The organism is Labrys sp. WJW, assembly GCF_001676615.1.
Classification (GTDB): Bacteria; Pseudomonadota; Alphaproteobacteria; order Rhizobiales; family Labraceae; genus Labrys; species Labrys sedimenti.
The window spans coordinates 1-12,774 of sequence record NZ_LYXZ01000049.1; the positions used below are offsets into that span (position 1 = coordinate 1).

Sequence of the window (12,774 nt, forward strand, 5' to 3'; positions counted from 1 at the left end):
GCCGCCTCCAAGGAGTTCGGCGAGCGCGGCATCTCGGTGACCGCCATCGGCCCCGGCCCGATGGACACGTCCTTCTTCTATCCGGCCGAGGGCGCCGATGCCGTCGCCTACCACAAGAGCGCGGCGGCCCTGTCGAAATTCTCCAAGACCGGCCTCACCGACATCGAGGACATCGTGCCCTATATCCGCTTCCTCGTCTCCGACGGCTGGTGGATGACCGGACAGACCATCCTGGTGAATGGCGGCTACACCACCAAGTGAGACGAAGCCAGCGGCGGGTCGGTGGCCCGCCGCTGCCGGGTTCGATGCCTTCGGCAGCACAAGGCCATGCTGATCGGCAACCCCGACGTGCTTCTCGCCAAGAATCCGAGTGTGTTTTCATGAGATGGAGAGCCGTGCATGCATATGGCGATGGTGATCGGCGGTGGCCTTGTTCTGCTCGGCCTGTTCTGCCTCTTCGGTAGGCTCTGGGGCGGCTCGATGCCCGATCTCGCGCTTGCCGCCAAGGCGTTCGTTCCGGTCTGGCTGATCATCTCGCTCGTCAACATGTGGGTCGGCGTCACGAAGGCGGGATATTCGGTGCGGGACGAATTGCCGATTCTCGTCATCGTCTTCCTCGTGCCGGCGTTGGTCGCCGGCCTGGCGATCTGGCGCCTGGCTCGCTGAGTACCGGCGCAATGAAACGTCCCGGCATTTTGCGGTCGCTGCATCGGAGCGGCAATGATCCACGGGGGCCGGAGGGCGTGGTGGCCTTCTGGCAGGCCTCAGCAGGCCAATGGTTCGCCAAGGATCCTGCCTTCGACACAGATTTTCGCAGGCGCTTTCTCGATCTTCACATGGCGGTCGCGGCGCGTCGGCACGATGATTGGGGCACGACGGCGCAAGGATCTCTGGCCCTGCTGATCCTGACCGACCAGTTTCCCCGCAACGCCTTTCGTGGCACCGGGCATATGTATGCGACCGATCCCCTCGCCCGCCACTATGCCCGCGCTGCGCTCGATACTGGCCATATGGAGCAGGTCGAGCCCGCGTTGAGGCTGTTTTTCTGCCTGCCCTTCGCCCATTCGGAAGCGCTCGCCGACCAGGACCTGTCGGTGGTGCTCAACGCCAGGCTCGGTCGATCCTGGCTCGATCATGCCGAGGGACATCGGGACATCATCCGCCGCTTCGGCCGGTTTCCGCATCGAAACGCCATCCTTGCCCGCACCACGACGGCAGAGGAAGCTGCCTTCCTCGAAGACGGAGGCTTCCGGGGTTGAGGGGGGCAACGCGGCCGGGGATTGGTCGGTTGCCGAGTTGCGTCGAATTTCGTCACGGATTGGAGGAAGTCCTTCGCGCTAGAGCAAAGCGTTCAGGTGTGAACGCTCATTTGCTCCAACTCTTTGGTTCGACGCGTCTTTGCGATTTGAAATGATTCGTTCAAACCGCAAAACGCTTTGGCTCTCGGATATTTGTGTTCCCTTCGTCATTGTTTCGCCGCCGCTGCGAAGCTAAAACAGACGCATGTGGAAATACGCCAATCCCACCCTGTTCATGGGCCTTGCCGGCCGCCTCCTGCCGTGGCTGGCAGGGGTAACGGTGCTGTTGTTCGCCGCCGGCCTCTATGGCGCCGCCTTCGCGCCGGACGATTACCAGCAGGGCGCCACCGTGAAGATCATGTATATCCACGTGCCCTGCGCCTGGCTGGCCATGGCCGGCTGGGGGGCGATGTCGCTTTCGGCGCTCGGCGTGCTGGTCTGGCGCCACCCGCTCGCCGAAGTGGCGATGAAGGCGGCCATGCCGATCGGCGCCGCCTTCACCTTGCTGTGCCTGATCACAGGTTCGCTCTGGGGCCAGCCGATGTGGGGCACCTGGTGGGTCTGGGATGCACGCCTGACTTCCGTGTTGGTGCTGTTCCTGATGTATCTGGCACTGATGGCGCTGTGGCACGCCATCGAGGATCCGGGCAAGGCGGCGCGGATCTCGGCCGTGCTGGTGCTGGTCGGGGCCGTCAACATTCCCATCATCAAATTCTCGGTCGAGTGGTGGAACACCCTGCATCAGGGCGCCTCGGTGTTCCGCATCGGCGGCTCCACCATCTATTCCTGGAACATGCTCTGGCCGCTGCTCGACATGGCGCTGGCCTTCACCCTGCTGTTCGTCACGCTGCATCTGGCGGCGATGCGCAACGAAATCCTGCGCCGCCGCATCCGCACCATGCGCCTGATGGCCGCGGCCGGCGTCACCCCGGCCATGACCGCTTCGCTGCCGGTGGAGGCCTGAGATGATAGTGCTCGGCATGGATCTCGGGCCGCACTGGGTCTTCATCGTCTGGGCCTACGGCCTGGCGGCGGCGGTGATCGCAGCGCTGATCACTTGGGTGGTGCTGGATCACAAGGCCCAGCACCGAACCTTAGCTGAATTGGAAGCCCAGGGCCTGCGCCGCCGTTCGCGCCGGGACGCCAAGCCGGACGGACAATTGCCATGAGCGACAGCCAGACCCTGCCGCCGGCGCCGCGCCGCCGCGCGTTGGTGTTCCTGCCCCTGATCGTGTTCGCGGCGCTTGCCGGCCTGTTCTTCTACCAGCTCCGCTCCGGCGGCGACCCCTCGGCGCTGCCCTCCACCCTGATCGGCAAGCCGGTGCCGCAGATGAGCCTGCCGCCGCTCGCCGAGCTCGTGCGGGACGGCAAGGCACTTCCGGGCCTTGCCACCGCCGATCTCAAATCGGGCGGCGTCAGCGTGGTCAACATCTTCGCCTCCTGGTGCGGCCCCTGCCGGGACGAGCATCCGGTGCTGATGAAACTGGCCGGCCTCGGCAAGGGACGCCTGGTCGCGATCAACTACAAGGATGATCCTGACAATGCCCGCCGCTATCTCGGCACCTTCGGCAACCCCTATGAAGCGGTAGGCGTCGATGTGAACGGCCGCTCTGCCATCGACTGGGGCGTCTATGGCGTGCCGGAGACCTTCGTGGTCAATGGCAAGGGTGAGATCGTCGACAAGATCGTCGGCCCGCTGAGCGAAGACAGCCTGAGGACCAGGCTGCTGCCTGCGATCGAGGCCGCCTCCAAATCCTGACCTGCGATTTCCAGATCTGCGACATTCGGGCCCTGCAATGACCGACCGCTCCACGCTTCCCTACCGCCCCTGTGCCGGCGCGGCGCTGTTCAATGCGCAAGGCAAGGTCTTCGTCGGCCGCCGCAAGCCGCGCGCCGGAAGCGCGCCCGGCAGCTTCGAATGGCAGATGCCGCAGGGCGGCATCGACGAGGGCGAGGACCCCCGCGAGGCGGCGATCCGCGAACTCCATGAGGAGACCAATGTGCGCTCGATCGCCTTTCTGGCCGAGGCGCCGGACTGGTATTCCTACGATTTGCCAGCCGAGGCGGTTGGCGGCGGCTGGACGGCGCGATATCGTGGCCAGACCCAGAAATGGTTCGCCTTCCGCTTTACCGGTCCGGACAGCGAGATCGACGTGCTCCGGCCGGCCGGTGGCAAGCACCAGGCCGAGTTCGAGGACTGGCGTTGGGAAGACCTTGCCGCCTTGCCTGGCTTGATCGTGCCGTTCAAGCGCGGCGTCTATGCCGAGGTGGTGGCGGCCTTCCGGTATCTGGTGGCGTGATGGATGCGACGAAACCCTATCGGCCGAATGTCGGTATCGCCCTGTTCAATGCCGAGGGGCTGGTGCTCGCGGGCCGGGCCGAGACCTCCGGGCCGGAGCTGATCGTGCCGGGCCTCGAATGGCAATGCCCACAAGGCGGGATCGACGAGGGCGAGGACATCGTCGCGGCCGCCAAGCGCGAGCTCTGGGAGGAAACCAATGTCCGCAACGCCTCCGTGCTGGCGGTGACGGAGGAATGGTGGCCTTACGACTTCCCGCCCTATGACGGACCGCCGCACAAATTGTCGCCCTTTCGCGGCCAGAAGCAACGCTGGGCGGCCTTGCGCTTCGAGGGGCAGGACAGCGAGATCGACGTCGTCAATCTGCCGACGGGCGAGCCGCAGGAATTCTTCGGCTGGCGCTGGGAAAGGCTGGCGCGGCTGCCCGACCTGGTGACGCCGCATAAGCGCCCGGTCTATCTGCTGATGGCGCAGGCCTTTGCCGGATTCGGGGCCTGACGGGCCTGGAACCTTTCGCCGACCCACCTGTTCAGCGTAGATCCATTGGACGGATTGGCGCCATGCCATGCTTGTGCCAAGCTATGCTGCTTCAATGGCACTTGGGCTGTATCGGGGGCTGCATTTCGGAGGTGGCGTCCCCATATGCCGATTTTGGCGCGGAGGCGCGGAAGCGATGTTTCGGAACGTCATGCCCTATGATTATACCGTCGGTATCGATCGCTCGGATATCGACTTCATGGGCCATGTCAACAATGCCAGCTACCTGAAATGGGTGCAGGCGGCGATCATCAGCCATTGGGAGCGCCTGGCGCCCGCCGAGGCGCTGAAGAAGCATGCCTGGGTGGCGCTCCGCCACGAGATCACCTATCGCAAGCCGGCCTTCCTCGAGGACGACGTGATCGCTACCGTCATTCTCGAGAAGGTGCATGGCGCGAAGGCCTTCTACGGCATCATCATCAAGCGCGGCGAGGAAGTGCTCGCCGAGGTGAAGTCGAGCTGGTGCTGCCTGGACGTGGCCACCAAGCGGCCGAAGCGGCTTTCGAGCGCCATCATCGAGCGTTTCCTCGGCAGGCCGGCGAACTAAAGCGTTTTGCGATTAGGCGGAATCATCTCGAATCGCATAGACGCGTCGCACCAAAGAGCGAGAGCAAAACAGCCTAAACGCGCTTTGCACTAGAGAACCTCAGGCTTCCACCACTGGCTTGCGTGCCGGGAAAAGCTGGTCGCGCGAGGCGATGAGCGCCCCGCCGACGATAAGCAGCACGGCAAGCGCCAAGGCCAGGCTCGGCGAAGCGATACCGACGGCGACCAGGATCAGCGTCGACAGCACAGGCGTGGCATAGGAAGCGACGCCCAGCAGGCGGATGTCGCCATGCTTGACCCCGCGATCCCAGGCATAGAAGGCCAGACCCACCGGTCCGAGGCCAAGCCCGACGATGGCGAGCCATTCCTTGGCATCAGGCCACACCGTGGTCTCGAACAGGCCGTGGCAGATCAGCGCCAGCACGCAGGTCACCCCGCAAAAACCCACCACCGCATCCGTCGGCACCGCCTTGAAACGGCGCGACAGGACCGAATAGCCCGACCAGATGAAGGCGCAGGCGAGCGCCAGCGCATAGCCCGGCGCATTGGCCGTCTCGAAGCCCGACACTCCCTTTGCGAGGGCGAGTGCCAGCACGCCGGCGAAGCCGAGCAGGGCGCCGGCGACATGATACCAGCGCAGCCGCTCGCCGGGTAGCATGGCGGAGAACAGCACGATCAGGAGCGGCCAGAGATAGGCGATGAGGCTGGCTTCGGCCGGCGGTGCCCGCTTGAGCGCTTCGAAATAGACGGCGTGATAGCCGAACAGGCCGCCGACACCGAGTGTCCAGACCGGCCAGGGCTGGCGCAGGGCCGCCGTGGCGCCTGGCCGGAAGGGCCAGGAGGCCGCGCCCATCAGTGTCGCTACCGCAAAGGTCAGCCCGAGCAGTTCGAAGGAGGGGATGCGGTAAGTGAGCGCGGTGGTCAGGGCCAGGACGGACCAGAGCAGGATGGCGATCAGGCCGATCAGGGTGGCGAGCAGTTTGGCGGGCATGGACGGTTCTTTCGGTTGCGCCTGCTATGCCGCAAAATCGGGAAAGGCGCCATCCGGGATTTTTGGGCGACGTGCCAGCCATATGTCTGCTGGAGGCTATTCTGATGCCGTCATTGCGAGCGGAGCGAAGCAATCCAGTCCAGGCCGAGGAGCGCTCACGATTTCTGGATTGCTTCGCTCCGCTCGTAATGACAGTCAGCAAGGTTATTTAAGCCGGCAGCCTTCTCGCCTGGTGCCGCGGCGGCCGGATCTCGCCGCGCTGGGTGCCGATCGACATCTCGAAACTGTCGGCGATGCGGCGGGCGCGATCGATGAACAGCAGGGCGGCGTCGCGGGGCAGCACGTCGAGGGCCATGCGCTCGAACAGATCGAGCCAGCGATCGAAATGCCGGCCTTCCAGCGGCAGCATCAGATGGGGGCGGAGCGGGCGGCCGTCATAGCGGCCGCTGCGCAGGATGACCGATGACCAGAAGGCGCAGAGCTTGGCCAGATGGTCGTCCCAATCGGCGACCTTTGCATTGAAGATCGGCCCGATCAGATCATCCTGCCGCACCCGGCCATAGAAGGTGTGGACCAGGCGCTCGATCATCGCCTCGCTGACCGCGGTGCCGTTCGGCTCGCTCATATTGATGCTGGCTGCCATGGCCGTCTCTATGCCGCAAAAGACAGGCCGGTACCAATGCGCTGGTGTCGCAGCAGCTATTTTTCGGCGGTGGTACTGACATTCGAACCGCGCGTCACCATGTAATTGGAAATCATTGGAAGAGTGGAGGCCGCCATGCGCATGCGTCCACTTGCGATAGCTGTTCTTCTTCTTGGCTTGATTGCAGTTCCGGCCAGGGCTCAACAACAGCCGGACCCTGAAAACCCGGACAACGATACTCGCGAGCAACTTTACGAGCTCGGTCGTTTCATTGCGATCTATCAGCGGGTGCTCGCCACTTATGTCGACAAGCCCGCACCGGACGTGCTGATCCAGGGCGCCATCGGCGGCATGATGTCGAAGCTCGATCCCCATTCACGCTATGTCGATCCCAAGGCCATGTCCGACATGCAGCAGGAGCTTGCCGGCAAGCGCGTCGGGCTTGGCCTCGAAGTCGAGGTGCTGGGCGGGCTGGTCAAGGTGGAACATGTCCTGGACGCCACGCCAGCTGCCACGGCGGGACTGAAGGCAGGAGACATCATCCTCAAGCTGGACGGCGATGTCGTGCGGGGGCTGAGCCCGGCAGCGATGCTGCAGCGCATGGAAGGGCCGGTGGGCAGTTCCGCCATCCTGACCATCCGGCGGCGCGGCAATGCGGTGCCGCTGTCCTATACGCTTACGCGCGAGATCATCCGGGCCGAAAGCGTGCGCTTCGAGGTGATGGGAGAGGATGTCGGCTATATCCGCATCCGGGAATTCAACGAGCAGACGCCCGATAGCCTGAGGCGGATCGCCGAACGCCTGCCGACAGCCTTCCGGCCCGGTGCCTTGAAGGGCATCATTCTCGACCTGCGCAACAATCCTGGCGGTCTGCTCGATCCGGCTATCATGGTGTCGGCAGCTTTCATCGGCAAAGGGGTGCTGCTGTCGATCCGCGGGCGCGAGCCCGACCAGTCGAAGGTCTATATCGCCCATGGCGAGGACATCACCGGCGGCGTGCCGCTGGTGGTGCTGATCAATGGCGGTACCGCCTCGGCGGCGGAGATCGTCGCCGGTGCCTTGCAGGATTTCAAGCGTGCCACCATCCTGGGCACGCGCTCCTTCGGCAAGGGCTCGATCCAGACGGTCACCCGCCTGCCCGACGACAGTGCCCTGGTGCTGACCACGGCGCGCTACTACACCCCGCTCGGCCGCTCGATCCAGGCACAGGGCATCGAGCCGGACATCGCCGTGCGGCAGCAGGATCCGACCGGTGCCGGCCTCGGCCACGCCACGCTGGGCGAAGCAGGCCTGACGGGCCATCTCAAGGGAACGGGGCCCAGGGACGAGAGCGGCTCATCCTTCTATGTGCCGCCAGACCCCACCGACGACGTCCAGCTTCACATCGCCCTCGACATGCTGCGCAGCACGGAACGCGAGCGCAGTGAATTGTGGCGGCCTCCCGGGAACTGAGCGGCGGCGCTTCGGGTGAAACAATGCGCTGCCTGGTGTCGGACCGGGAAGGCGTTTTGCAACCCTCGGCTGCGGCCCAGGGTCGATATGCGCCGGTGACGTGCGGGACAGCGGCGGGAAGCCGGGGGACGCAGCCACAAAATCGTCACAAAGCTGTCTCTTGACGCCGAGCAACATTCTATGGACTCATAGAAGTCATCGAGTCAGGAGAACATAGCTCAGTTCGAACAAAATCATAAGAGGTCCCGTGCCGCTATACAAATCGTCTGCTGTAGATGCAATCAAGCTTCGTAAGGCGAATGAATACAGTTTCTGGGGGGCGAGAAATGCTGCTAATCGAGTTGAGCCGATTGCCAGTCCGCATTTTGATTTTGAGTTAGATCTGGAGCCGGGTGACAAGATCTTCACTGTTGGATCGTGTTTCGCACGCAATGTGGAAGGTCGGCTTGCTACCGCGGGCTATCGCCTGCCGATGCGGGATTTGATGGACGATCGCAGCTTCGCGGGCGTGCATCCGCGGGCGCTCAACAACTTCAGTACGCCGTCCATCTGGAACGAATTGGGCTGGGCTACCGGGGAATTGCAGTTCGATGCCGATCAGGCCATCGTCGAATATGGCTCCGGCAAATGGCTCGATCTGCACGTCACCCACAATGTGCAGCCCGCACCGCGGGAGACGGTACTGCGCCGACGCTCGGCCATCACCAAGGCCTATGGCAGCTTCAAAGATTGCAAGCTGATCATCGTCACGCTCGGCCTGGTCGAAGTCTGGTACGACAATGTGGCTGGCACCTATCTCAACAGCCTGCCGCCGCCGCCGCTGGTCCGCCGCTACCCCGAGCGTTTCGAGCTTCATGTGCTCTCTCATGACGAGACGCTGGACTATTGCGACCGGGCCATCGGCTTGCTGCGCAAATATGGGCGGAGCGATGCGGTCGTCCTGATGAGCGTATCGCCGGTGGCGCTCGGGATTACGCATCGTCCCGAAGACGTGATGGTGGCAAATTGCTACAGCAAGTCCGTCCTGCGCACGGTCACCGAGGAAATGGTCGCGCGCTACGACAATGTGCACTACTTCCCCAGCTATGAATCCGTGCTCCAGAGCGACCGGCAGATTGCCTGGATGAATGATTTCACCCATGTCAGCGAGACGCTGATCGCTCATAATGTCGACCGCCTGGTCCGGCACTTCGACGCAGGCGGCGTGGGCGACGACGGCCTGGAGAGCGCCCAGGCCAGTATCGAGGCGGGCGGGGCATCGGCGGCGCATTTGCATGCCGTCGAGGCGCGCAAGGGCGATCCGAGCTCGGCGGCGCGCTTCTTCTCCGAATTCGGTGAGTGGTCGGGGAAGTCACCGACCTTTGCGACCGAGCACATCGAGTGGCTGGTCGATCAGAAGCAGGCCGCCAGGGCGCTGGAGATCGCTTCGCTGACCGATGCCCGCTCCGAGCGGATCAAGATGGCGAAGGCGCGTGCCCTGTTGATGCTCAAGCGCAACCGGGAGGCGCTGGACATCCTCTACGATCCAAAGCTGGAGGAAGCGCGGTCAAGCCGCTACTGGTCGCTTCGGGTCGAAGCGGAAGGAAACAATGGCGATATCGCCGCGCTGGAGACCACGCTCAGTGGCTGGTCGCGCGCCCTGCCCAAGCACGCTTCGCAGGCGCGGATCCATGTGGCGCGCGCCTTGCTGGCGCAATCGTCGGTTGGGCGTGCGCTGGAACTGCTCGAGCTTGCGCTGGTCGACAATCCCAAATCGGCGCTTGGCCATATCCTTTCCGCCGAGGCGTATCTCCTGCGTGGTGATCTTGCCGCCGCCAGGCAGAGCTTCGCCCAGGCGGAGCCGGCAACGCCCAGCGAAAACCGCCGCTACAACAAACTGAAGGACAGGATCGGCGAATTGGTCGGTGCGTAATTGATTTGAAGCAGGAGCTTGGGGGCGCCTATGCTAAGCGAAGTTCAGAAAAACTCATTCGTCGACAAGGGCTATTGCACCGTCCAGATAGACCTGGACGCCAAATGGACGAACTGGGCGATCAACCTGACCTGGAGCCAGATCGACAGCCATTTCGATCGTGACGATCCCAAGACCTGGATCGGCGAGATCGAGGACGATTGCCGGTCCGCCACGCTCGCCAAACGCCGCGGCCGGCTGAAGTTCAAGGATAATGTGTTCCGGCATCCCGAACTGATCCGGATGATGTACGGCAACGGTCCGGTGATGTCGGCCGTGCGCAGCCTGATCGGCGATCGCTGCGTCGGTCGCCATGCGACGCGCGGCCTCTATCCGATCTTTCCGACCCCGCAATCGAGCGACACGATCAAGGGTGGGATGGATGCGCATCCCTTCCAGGTGAATGCCGTGCTCTATCTCGACGACGTTGCCGAGGATGGCGGCGCCTTCAGCGTCTGGGAAGGGAGCCACTACATCATGGCGAAGGCGTTTGCCGGCCGCGCATCCTACAAATTGCTCGATAATGTCGAAGCCTTGCGCCTGGAAGCGGAGGCCCGTTGCCGTCATGTGATGCTGCCCGGGGCGCGCGGCACGCTGGTGCTGTGGCACCATCGGCTCCTGCACACGCCGACGACGAACCGGACCGACAAGATTCGTTATGCCTTGCTCGCGGACTACTACCGTGACGACTGGCTCGACCAGGCCGACGAGCCCCACACGGACGATTTCTGGGAAGGGTGGCCGCTGTCTGCGTCGCCATCGTCGAGGCCCGCTTACGAGCCTGAAGAGCCCGGCTTGACCATTTCGCCGCGAAACACAAGGACGCGCCGAAACAAGGAGGTGGCGCAATCAGGCGCTTCGGCCTGAAGGGGGGGGCGCTCTCACATGAGGGTGCCGCCTGCCGCTGCATGAGGGCGATGCGCCGGCGCTAGAGCGTTTTGCGATTTGGTGGAATCACCAAGAATCGCAAAGACGCGTCCCATCAAAGAGTGAGAGCAATGCAGCGCTTCCGTCTAAACGCGCTTTGCTCTAGAGCAAAGTGCGGTTTCTCGGAATCGCACTTTTTCTCTATCTCCTTGTTTTGACGCGTTTTCTTCATCGAAAAGTCTATCAACTCTTCCGGAAAACGCTCTAGGTGCTCGCGCCGTCGAATTTGTGAATCTCGAGCGCATCGAGGTCGATGGCCGGCACGCAGCGCAGATTGATCGCCACCATTGCGGCCCCGTCGGGCCGCTTTGCTTTGGCAAAGGCCTGAGTGCCGCAGGTCTCGCAGAACTGGTGTTCGATGCGGTGCTTGTTGAACTGGTAGGTCTTGAGCCTGGCCGGGTCGGCGGAGATGGTCACCGCCTCGGCCGGCAGGAAGGCCAGGAGCGAGCCCTTGCGGCGGCAATAGGAGCAATTGCAGCTCACTGCGCTGGTCGGCGCGTCGGCCTCGGCCGTAAAGGAAACCGCGCCGCAATGACAACTGCCTTCGAAGCTCATGTCTCGTCCTCCCGGGATGGTTGTATGCAGGGCGCCAAATATAGTCCGGAGCGAGGGATTCGGGGATCCTGTTCCGGTGCCGGGAAGAGGACTTGCTTTTGTTTGTGCAGGGCCTTGGCAGACGTCAAAACCATACACACTCTATATTCTGAGTGATGTGCTCGACCGGGCCTCGCGGACCCGGCCTGCCCTTTCATGGGAGATCTTCATGGCCCGCCAATTGCGGCTCGGCGCCTTCATGCGTCCGGCGAGCATTCATACCGGAGCCTGGCGCTATCCGGGCGCCTGGCCCGACGCCAATTTCAACTTCGCCCATCTCAAGCACCTGGCCCAGCGCCTCGAAAGCGCCCGCTTCGACGCCTTCTTCATGGCCGATCATCTCGCCGTGCTCAACATGCCGGTGGAAGCGCTCAAGCGCAGCCATACGGTGACGTCGTTCGAGCCCTTCACCCTGCTGTCGGCCCTGTCGGCCGTCACCGAGCATATCGGTCTGGTCGCCACCGCCTCCACCACCTTCGATGCCCCCTACCATGTCGCCCGCCGCTTTGCCTCGCTCGATCATCTCAGCGGCGGCCGGGCGGGCTGGAACATCGTGACCACGTCCAATCCCGATGCGGCCCTGAATTTCGGCCTGGACGATCATATGGGGCACGACGAGCGCTACCGCCGCGCGCGGGAATTCTATGACGTGGTCACCGGCCTGTGGGACAGCTGGGCCGACGACGCCTTCACTCGCGACGTCGAAAGCGGCCTCTATTTCGACCCGGACAAGCTGCATGTGCTCGGCCACAAAAGCGAGTACCTCTCCGTGCGCGGGCCGCTGAACATCGCCCGCCCGGTGCAGGGCTGGCCGGTGATCGTGCAGGCGGGTTCTTCCGAGCCGGGCCGGCAGCTCGCGGCCGAGACGGCGGAGGCGGTGTTCACCGCCCCGCCCAATCTGGCGGAAGGGCGCCGCTTCTATGCCGACGTCAAGGGCAGGATGGCCAGGCTCGGCCGCGACAGGGATCATATGAAGATCCTGCCGGCTGCCTTCGTGGTGGTCGGCGACAGCGTGGAGGAGGCCAGGGCCAAGCGCGCCAGGCTCGACAGCCTGGTGCATTACGACAGCGCCATCGCCTCGCTCTCCATCGCGCTCGGCCATGATGTCTCGGGTCTGGATCCCGACGGCCGGCTGCCGGCCATTCCCGAGACCAATGCCAGCAAGAGCGGCCGCGAACGGGTGCTGCAACTGGCCGAAAGCGAGGGCCTCACCGTGCGCCAGCTGGCCCAGCGCCTCGGCGGCTATGCCGGCCTTGCCTTTGTGGGCACGCCCGCCAGCATTGCCGATGACATGGCGGAATGGCTCGAAAGCGAGGGCTCGGATGGCTTCAACGTGATGTTCCCCTATCTGCCTGGCGGTCTCGACGATTTCGTCGACAAGGTCGTGCCGGTGCTGCAGGAGCGTGGTCTGTTCCGGCGGGAGTATGAGGGGCGGACGCTGCGCGAGAATCTCGGCTTGCCGCGGCCGCAGAACCGGTTCTTCAAATAAGAGAAAATTTTCTGCAGAGTTGGGGCGGTTGGAGTGTCAGCCTCCTG

16 protein-coding genes are annotated in these 12,774 nt (G+C 63.7%); 13 read left to right on the forward strand and 3 right to left on the reverse strand.

Annotated elements, in window-relative coordinates:
• From BA190_RS25930 to BA190_RS25970, 9 genes are all read left to right on the forward strand, one after another.
• The coding region (locus BA190_RS25930) for an SDR family oxidoreductase (RefSeq protein WP_156771386.1) at window positions 1–261 on the forward strand (261 nt) is incomplete at its 5' end.
• A gap of 138 nt (window positions 262–399) precedes the next feature.
• Window positions 400–666: a hypothetical protein gene (locus BA190_RS25935; RefSeq protein ID WP_068294658.1), complete on the forward strand. Its 267-nt coding sequence runs from the start codon at window positions 400–402 to the stop codon at window positions 664–666.
• Between the two features lie 11 nt (window positions 667–677).
• Window positions 678–1,259: a DUF924 family protein gene (locus tag BA190_RS25940; RefSeq protein ID WP_082980043.1), complete on the forward strand. Its 582-nt coding sequence runs from the start codon at window positions 678–680 to the stop codon at window positions 1,257–1,259.
• A gap of 244 nt (window positions 1,260–1,503) precedes the next feature.
• Window positions 1,504–2,262, forward strand: a complete 759-nt coding sequence (locus BA190_RS25945; protein WP_068294661.1) for a heme ABC transporter permease — start codon at window positions 1,504–1,506, stop codon at window positions 2,260–2,262.
• 1 nt (window position 2,263) lies between these two features.
• A complete protein-coding gene (gene ccmD / locus BA190_RS25950; protein WP_245314960.1) occupies window positions 2,264–2,467 on the forward strand; it encodes a heme exporter protein CcmD in 204 nt (67 codons plus the stop codon).
• Window positions 2,464–3,057 (forward strand): DsbE family thiol:disulfide interchange protein, encoded by a 594-nt coding sequence (locus tag BA190_RS25955; RefSeq protein ID WP_068294664.1) that lies wholly within the window; start codon window positions 2,464–2,466, stop codon window positions 3,055–3,057. The genes ccmD and BA190_RS25955 overlap by 4 nt, the downstream gene beginning before the upstream one ends.
• A gap of 37 nt (window positions 3,058–3,094) precedes the next feature.
• Window positions 3,095–3,598, forward strand: coding sequence for an RNA pyrophosphohydrolase (locus tag BA190_RS25960; protein ID WP_068294667.1), 504 nt, complete (start codon window positions 3,095–3,097; stop codon window positions 3,596–3,598).
• Window positions 3,598–4,095: an RNA pyrophosphohydrolase gene (locus tag BA190_RS25965; RefSeq protein ID WP_068294669.1), complete on the forward strand. Its 498-nt coding sequence runs from the start codon at window positions 3,598–3,600 to the stop codon at window positions 4,093–4,095. Before BA190_RS25960 ends, BA190_RS25965 begins: the two co-directional genes overlap by 1 nt.
• Before the next feature lie 175 nt (window positions 4,096–4,270).
• Entirely contained in the window at window positions 4,271–4,681 is a 411-nt protein-coding gene (locus tag BA190_RS25970; RefSeq protein WP_202908525.1) for a thioesterase family protein, read from the forward strand.
• 99 nt (window positions 4,682–4,780) lie between these two features.
• Here the strand turns inward: BA190_RS25970 and BA190_RS25975 are convergent, their stop codons facing one another.
• On the reverse strand, window positions 4,781–5,671 hold the full coding sequence (locus BA190_RS25975; protein ID WP_068294673.1) for a DMT family transporter: 891 nt from the start codon (window positions 5,669–5,671) through the stop codon (window positions 4,781–4,783).
• A gap of 208 nt (window positions 5,672–5,879) precedes the next feature.
• A complete protein-coding gene (locus tag BA190_RS25980; protein ID WP_068294677.1) occupies window positions 5,880–6,314 on the reverse strand; it encodes a group III truncated hemoglobin in 435 nt (144 codons plus the stop codon).
• A 135-nt stretch (window positions 6,315–6,449) separates the two neighbouring features.
• Between BA190_RS25980 and BA190_RS25985 the strand changes: the two genes are divergently transcribed.
• The 3 genes from BA190_RS25985 (at window position 6,450) to BA190_RS25995 (ending at window position 10,584) form a co-directional block, all read left to right on the forward strand.
• A complete protein-coding gene (locus BA190_RS25985) occupies window positions 6,450–7,766 on the forward strand; it encodes a S41 family peptidase (protein WP_068294808.1) in 1,317 nt (438 codons plus the stop codon).
• 247 nt (window positions 7,767–8,013) lie between these two features.
• Window positions 8,014–9,678: a GSCFA domain-containing protein gene (locus BA190_RS25990; RefSeq protein ID WP_256390552.1), complete on the forward strand. Its 1,665-nt coding sequence runs from the start codon at window positions 8,014–8,016 to the stop codon at window positions 9,676–9,678.
• Window positions 9,679–9,708: 30 nt separating this feature from the next.
• Complete coding sequence (locus BA190_RS25995; RefSeq protein ID WP_068294683.1) at window positions 9,709–10,584, forward strand: phytanoyl-CoA dioxygenase family protein; 876 nt, start codon at window positions 9,709–9,711, stop codon at window positions 10,582–10,584.
• 264 nt (window positions 10,585–10,848) lie between these two features.
• Here the strand turns inward: BA190_RS25995 and BA190_RS26000 are convergent, their stop codons facing one another.
• Window positions 10,849–11,199 carry a GFA family protein gene (locus BA190_RS26000; RefSeq protein WP_068294685.1) on the reverse strand — a complete coding sequence of 117 codons (351 nt, stop codon included), beginning with the start codon at window positions 11,197–11,199 and terminating at the stop codon, window positions 10,849–10,851.
• Between the two features lie 208 nt (window positions 11,200–11,407).
• Here BA190_RS26000 and BA190_RS26005 point away from each other — a divergent pair, with 208 nt between their 5' ends.
• Entirely contained in the window at window positions 11,408–12,727 is a 1,320-nt protein-coding gene (locus BA190_RS26005) for an LLM class flavin-dependent oxidoreductase (RefSeq protein WP_068294688.1), read from the forward strand.
• Window positions 12,728–12,774: the final 47 nt, after the last annotated feature.

What these genes read in the sequence shown, in the direction of transcription:
- BA190_RS25935 (WP_068294658.1), top strand. Translation starts at nt 400, where the DNA reads ATGCATATGGCGATGGTGATCGGCGGTGGCCTTGTTCTGCTCGGCCTG.
- BA190_RS25940 (WP_082980043.1), top strand. Translation starts at nt 678, where the DNA reads ATGAAACGTCCCGGCATTTTGCGGTCGCTGCATCGGAGCGGCAATGAT.
- BA190_RS25945 (WP_068294661.1), top strand. Translation starts at nt 1,504, where the DNA reads ATGTGGAAATACGCCAATCCCACCCTGTTCATGGGCCTTGCCGGCCGC.
- ccmD (WP_245314960.1), top strand. Translation starts at nt 2,264, where the DNA reads ATGATAGTGCTCGGCATGGATCTCGGGCCGCACTGGGTCTTCATCGTC.
- BA190_RS25955 (WP_068294664.1), top strand. Translation starts at nt 2,464, where the DNA reads ATGAGCGACAGCCAGACCCTGCCGCCGGCGCCGCGCCGCCGCGCGTTG.
- BA190_RS25960 (WP_068294667.1), top strand. Translation starts at nt 3,095, where the DNA reads ATGACCGACCGCTCCACGCTTCCCTACCGCCCCTGTGCCGGCGCGGCG.
- BA190_RS25965 (WP_068294669.1), top strand. Translation starts at nt 3,598, where the DNA reads ATGGATGCGACGAAACCCTATCGGCCGAATGTCGGTATCGCCCTGTTC.
- BA190_RS25970 (WP_202908525.1), top strand. Translation starts at nt 4,271, where the DNA reads ATGTTTCGGAACGTCATGCCCTATGATTATACCGTCGGTATCGATCGC.
- BA190_RS25975 (WP_068294673.1), bottom strand. Translation starts at nt 5,671, where the DNA reads ATGCCCGCCAAACTGCTCGCCACCCTGATCGGCCTGATCGCCATCCTG.
- BA190_RS25980 (WP_068294677.1), bottom strand. Translation starts at nt 6,314, where the DNA reads ATGGCAGCCAGCATCAATATGAGCGAGCCGAACGGCACCGCGGTCAGC.
- BA190_RS25985 (WP_068294808.1), top strand. Translation starts at nt 6,450, where the DNA reads ATGCGCATGCGTCCACTTGCGATAGCTGTTCTTCTTCTTGGCTTGATT.
- BA190_RS25995 (WP_068294683.1), top strand. Translation starts at nt 9,709, where the DNA reads ATGCTAAGCGAAGTTCAGAAAAACTCATTCGTCGACAAGGGCTATTGC.
- BA190_RS26000 (WP_068294685.1), bottom strand. Translation starts at nt 11,199, where the DNA reads ATGAGCTTCGAAGGCAGTTGTCATTGCGGCGCGGTTTCCTTTACGGCC.
- BA190_RS26005 (WP_068294688.1), top strand. Translation starts at nt 11,408, where the DNA reads ATGGCCCGCCAATTGCGGCTCGGCGCCTTCATGCGTCCGGCGAGCATT.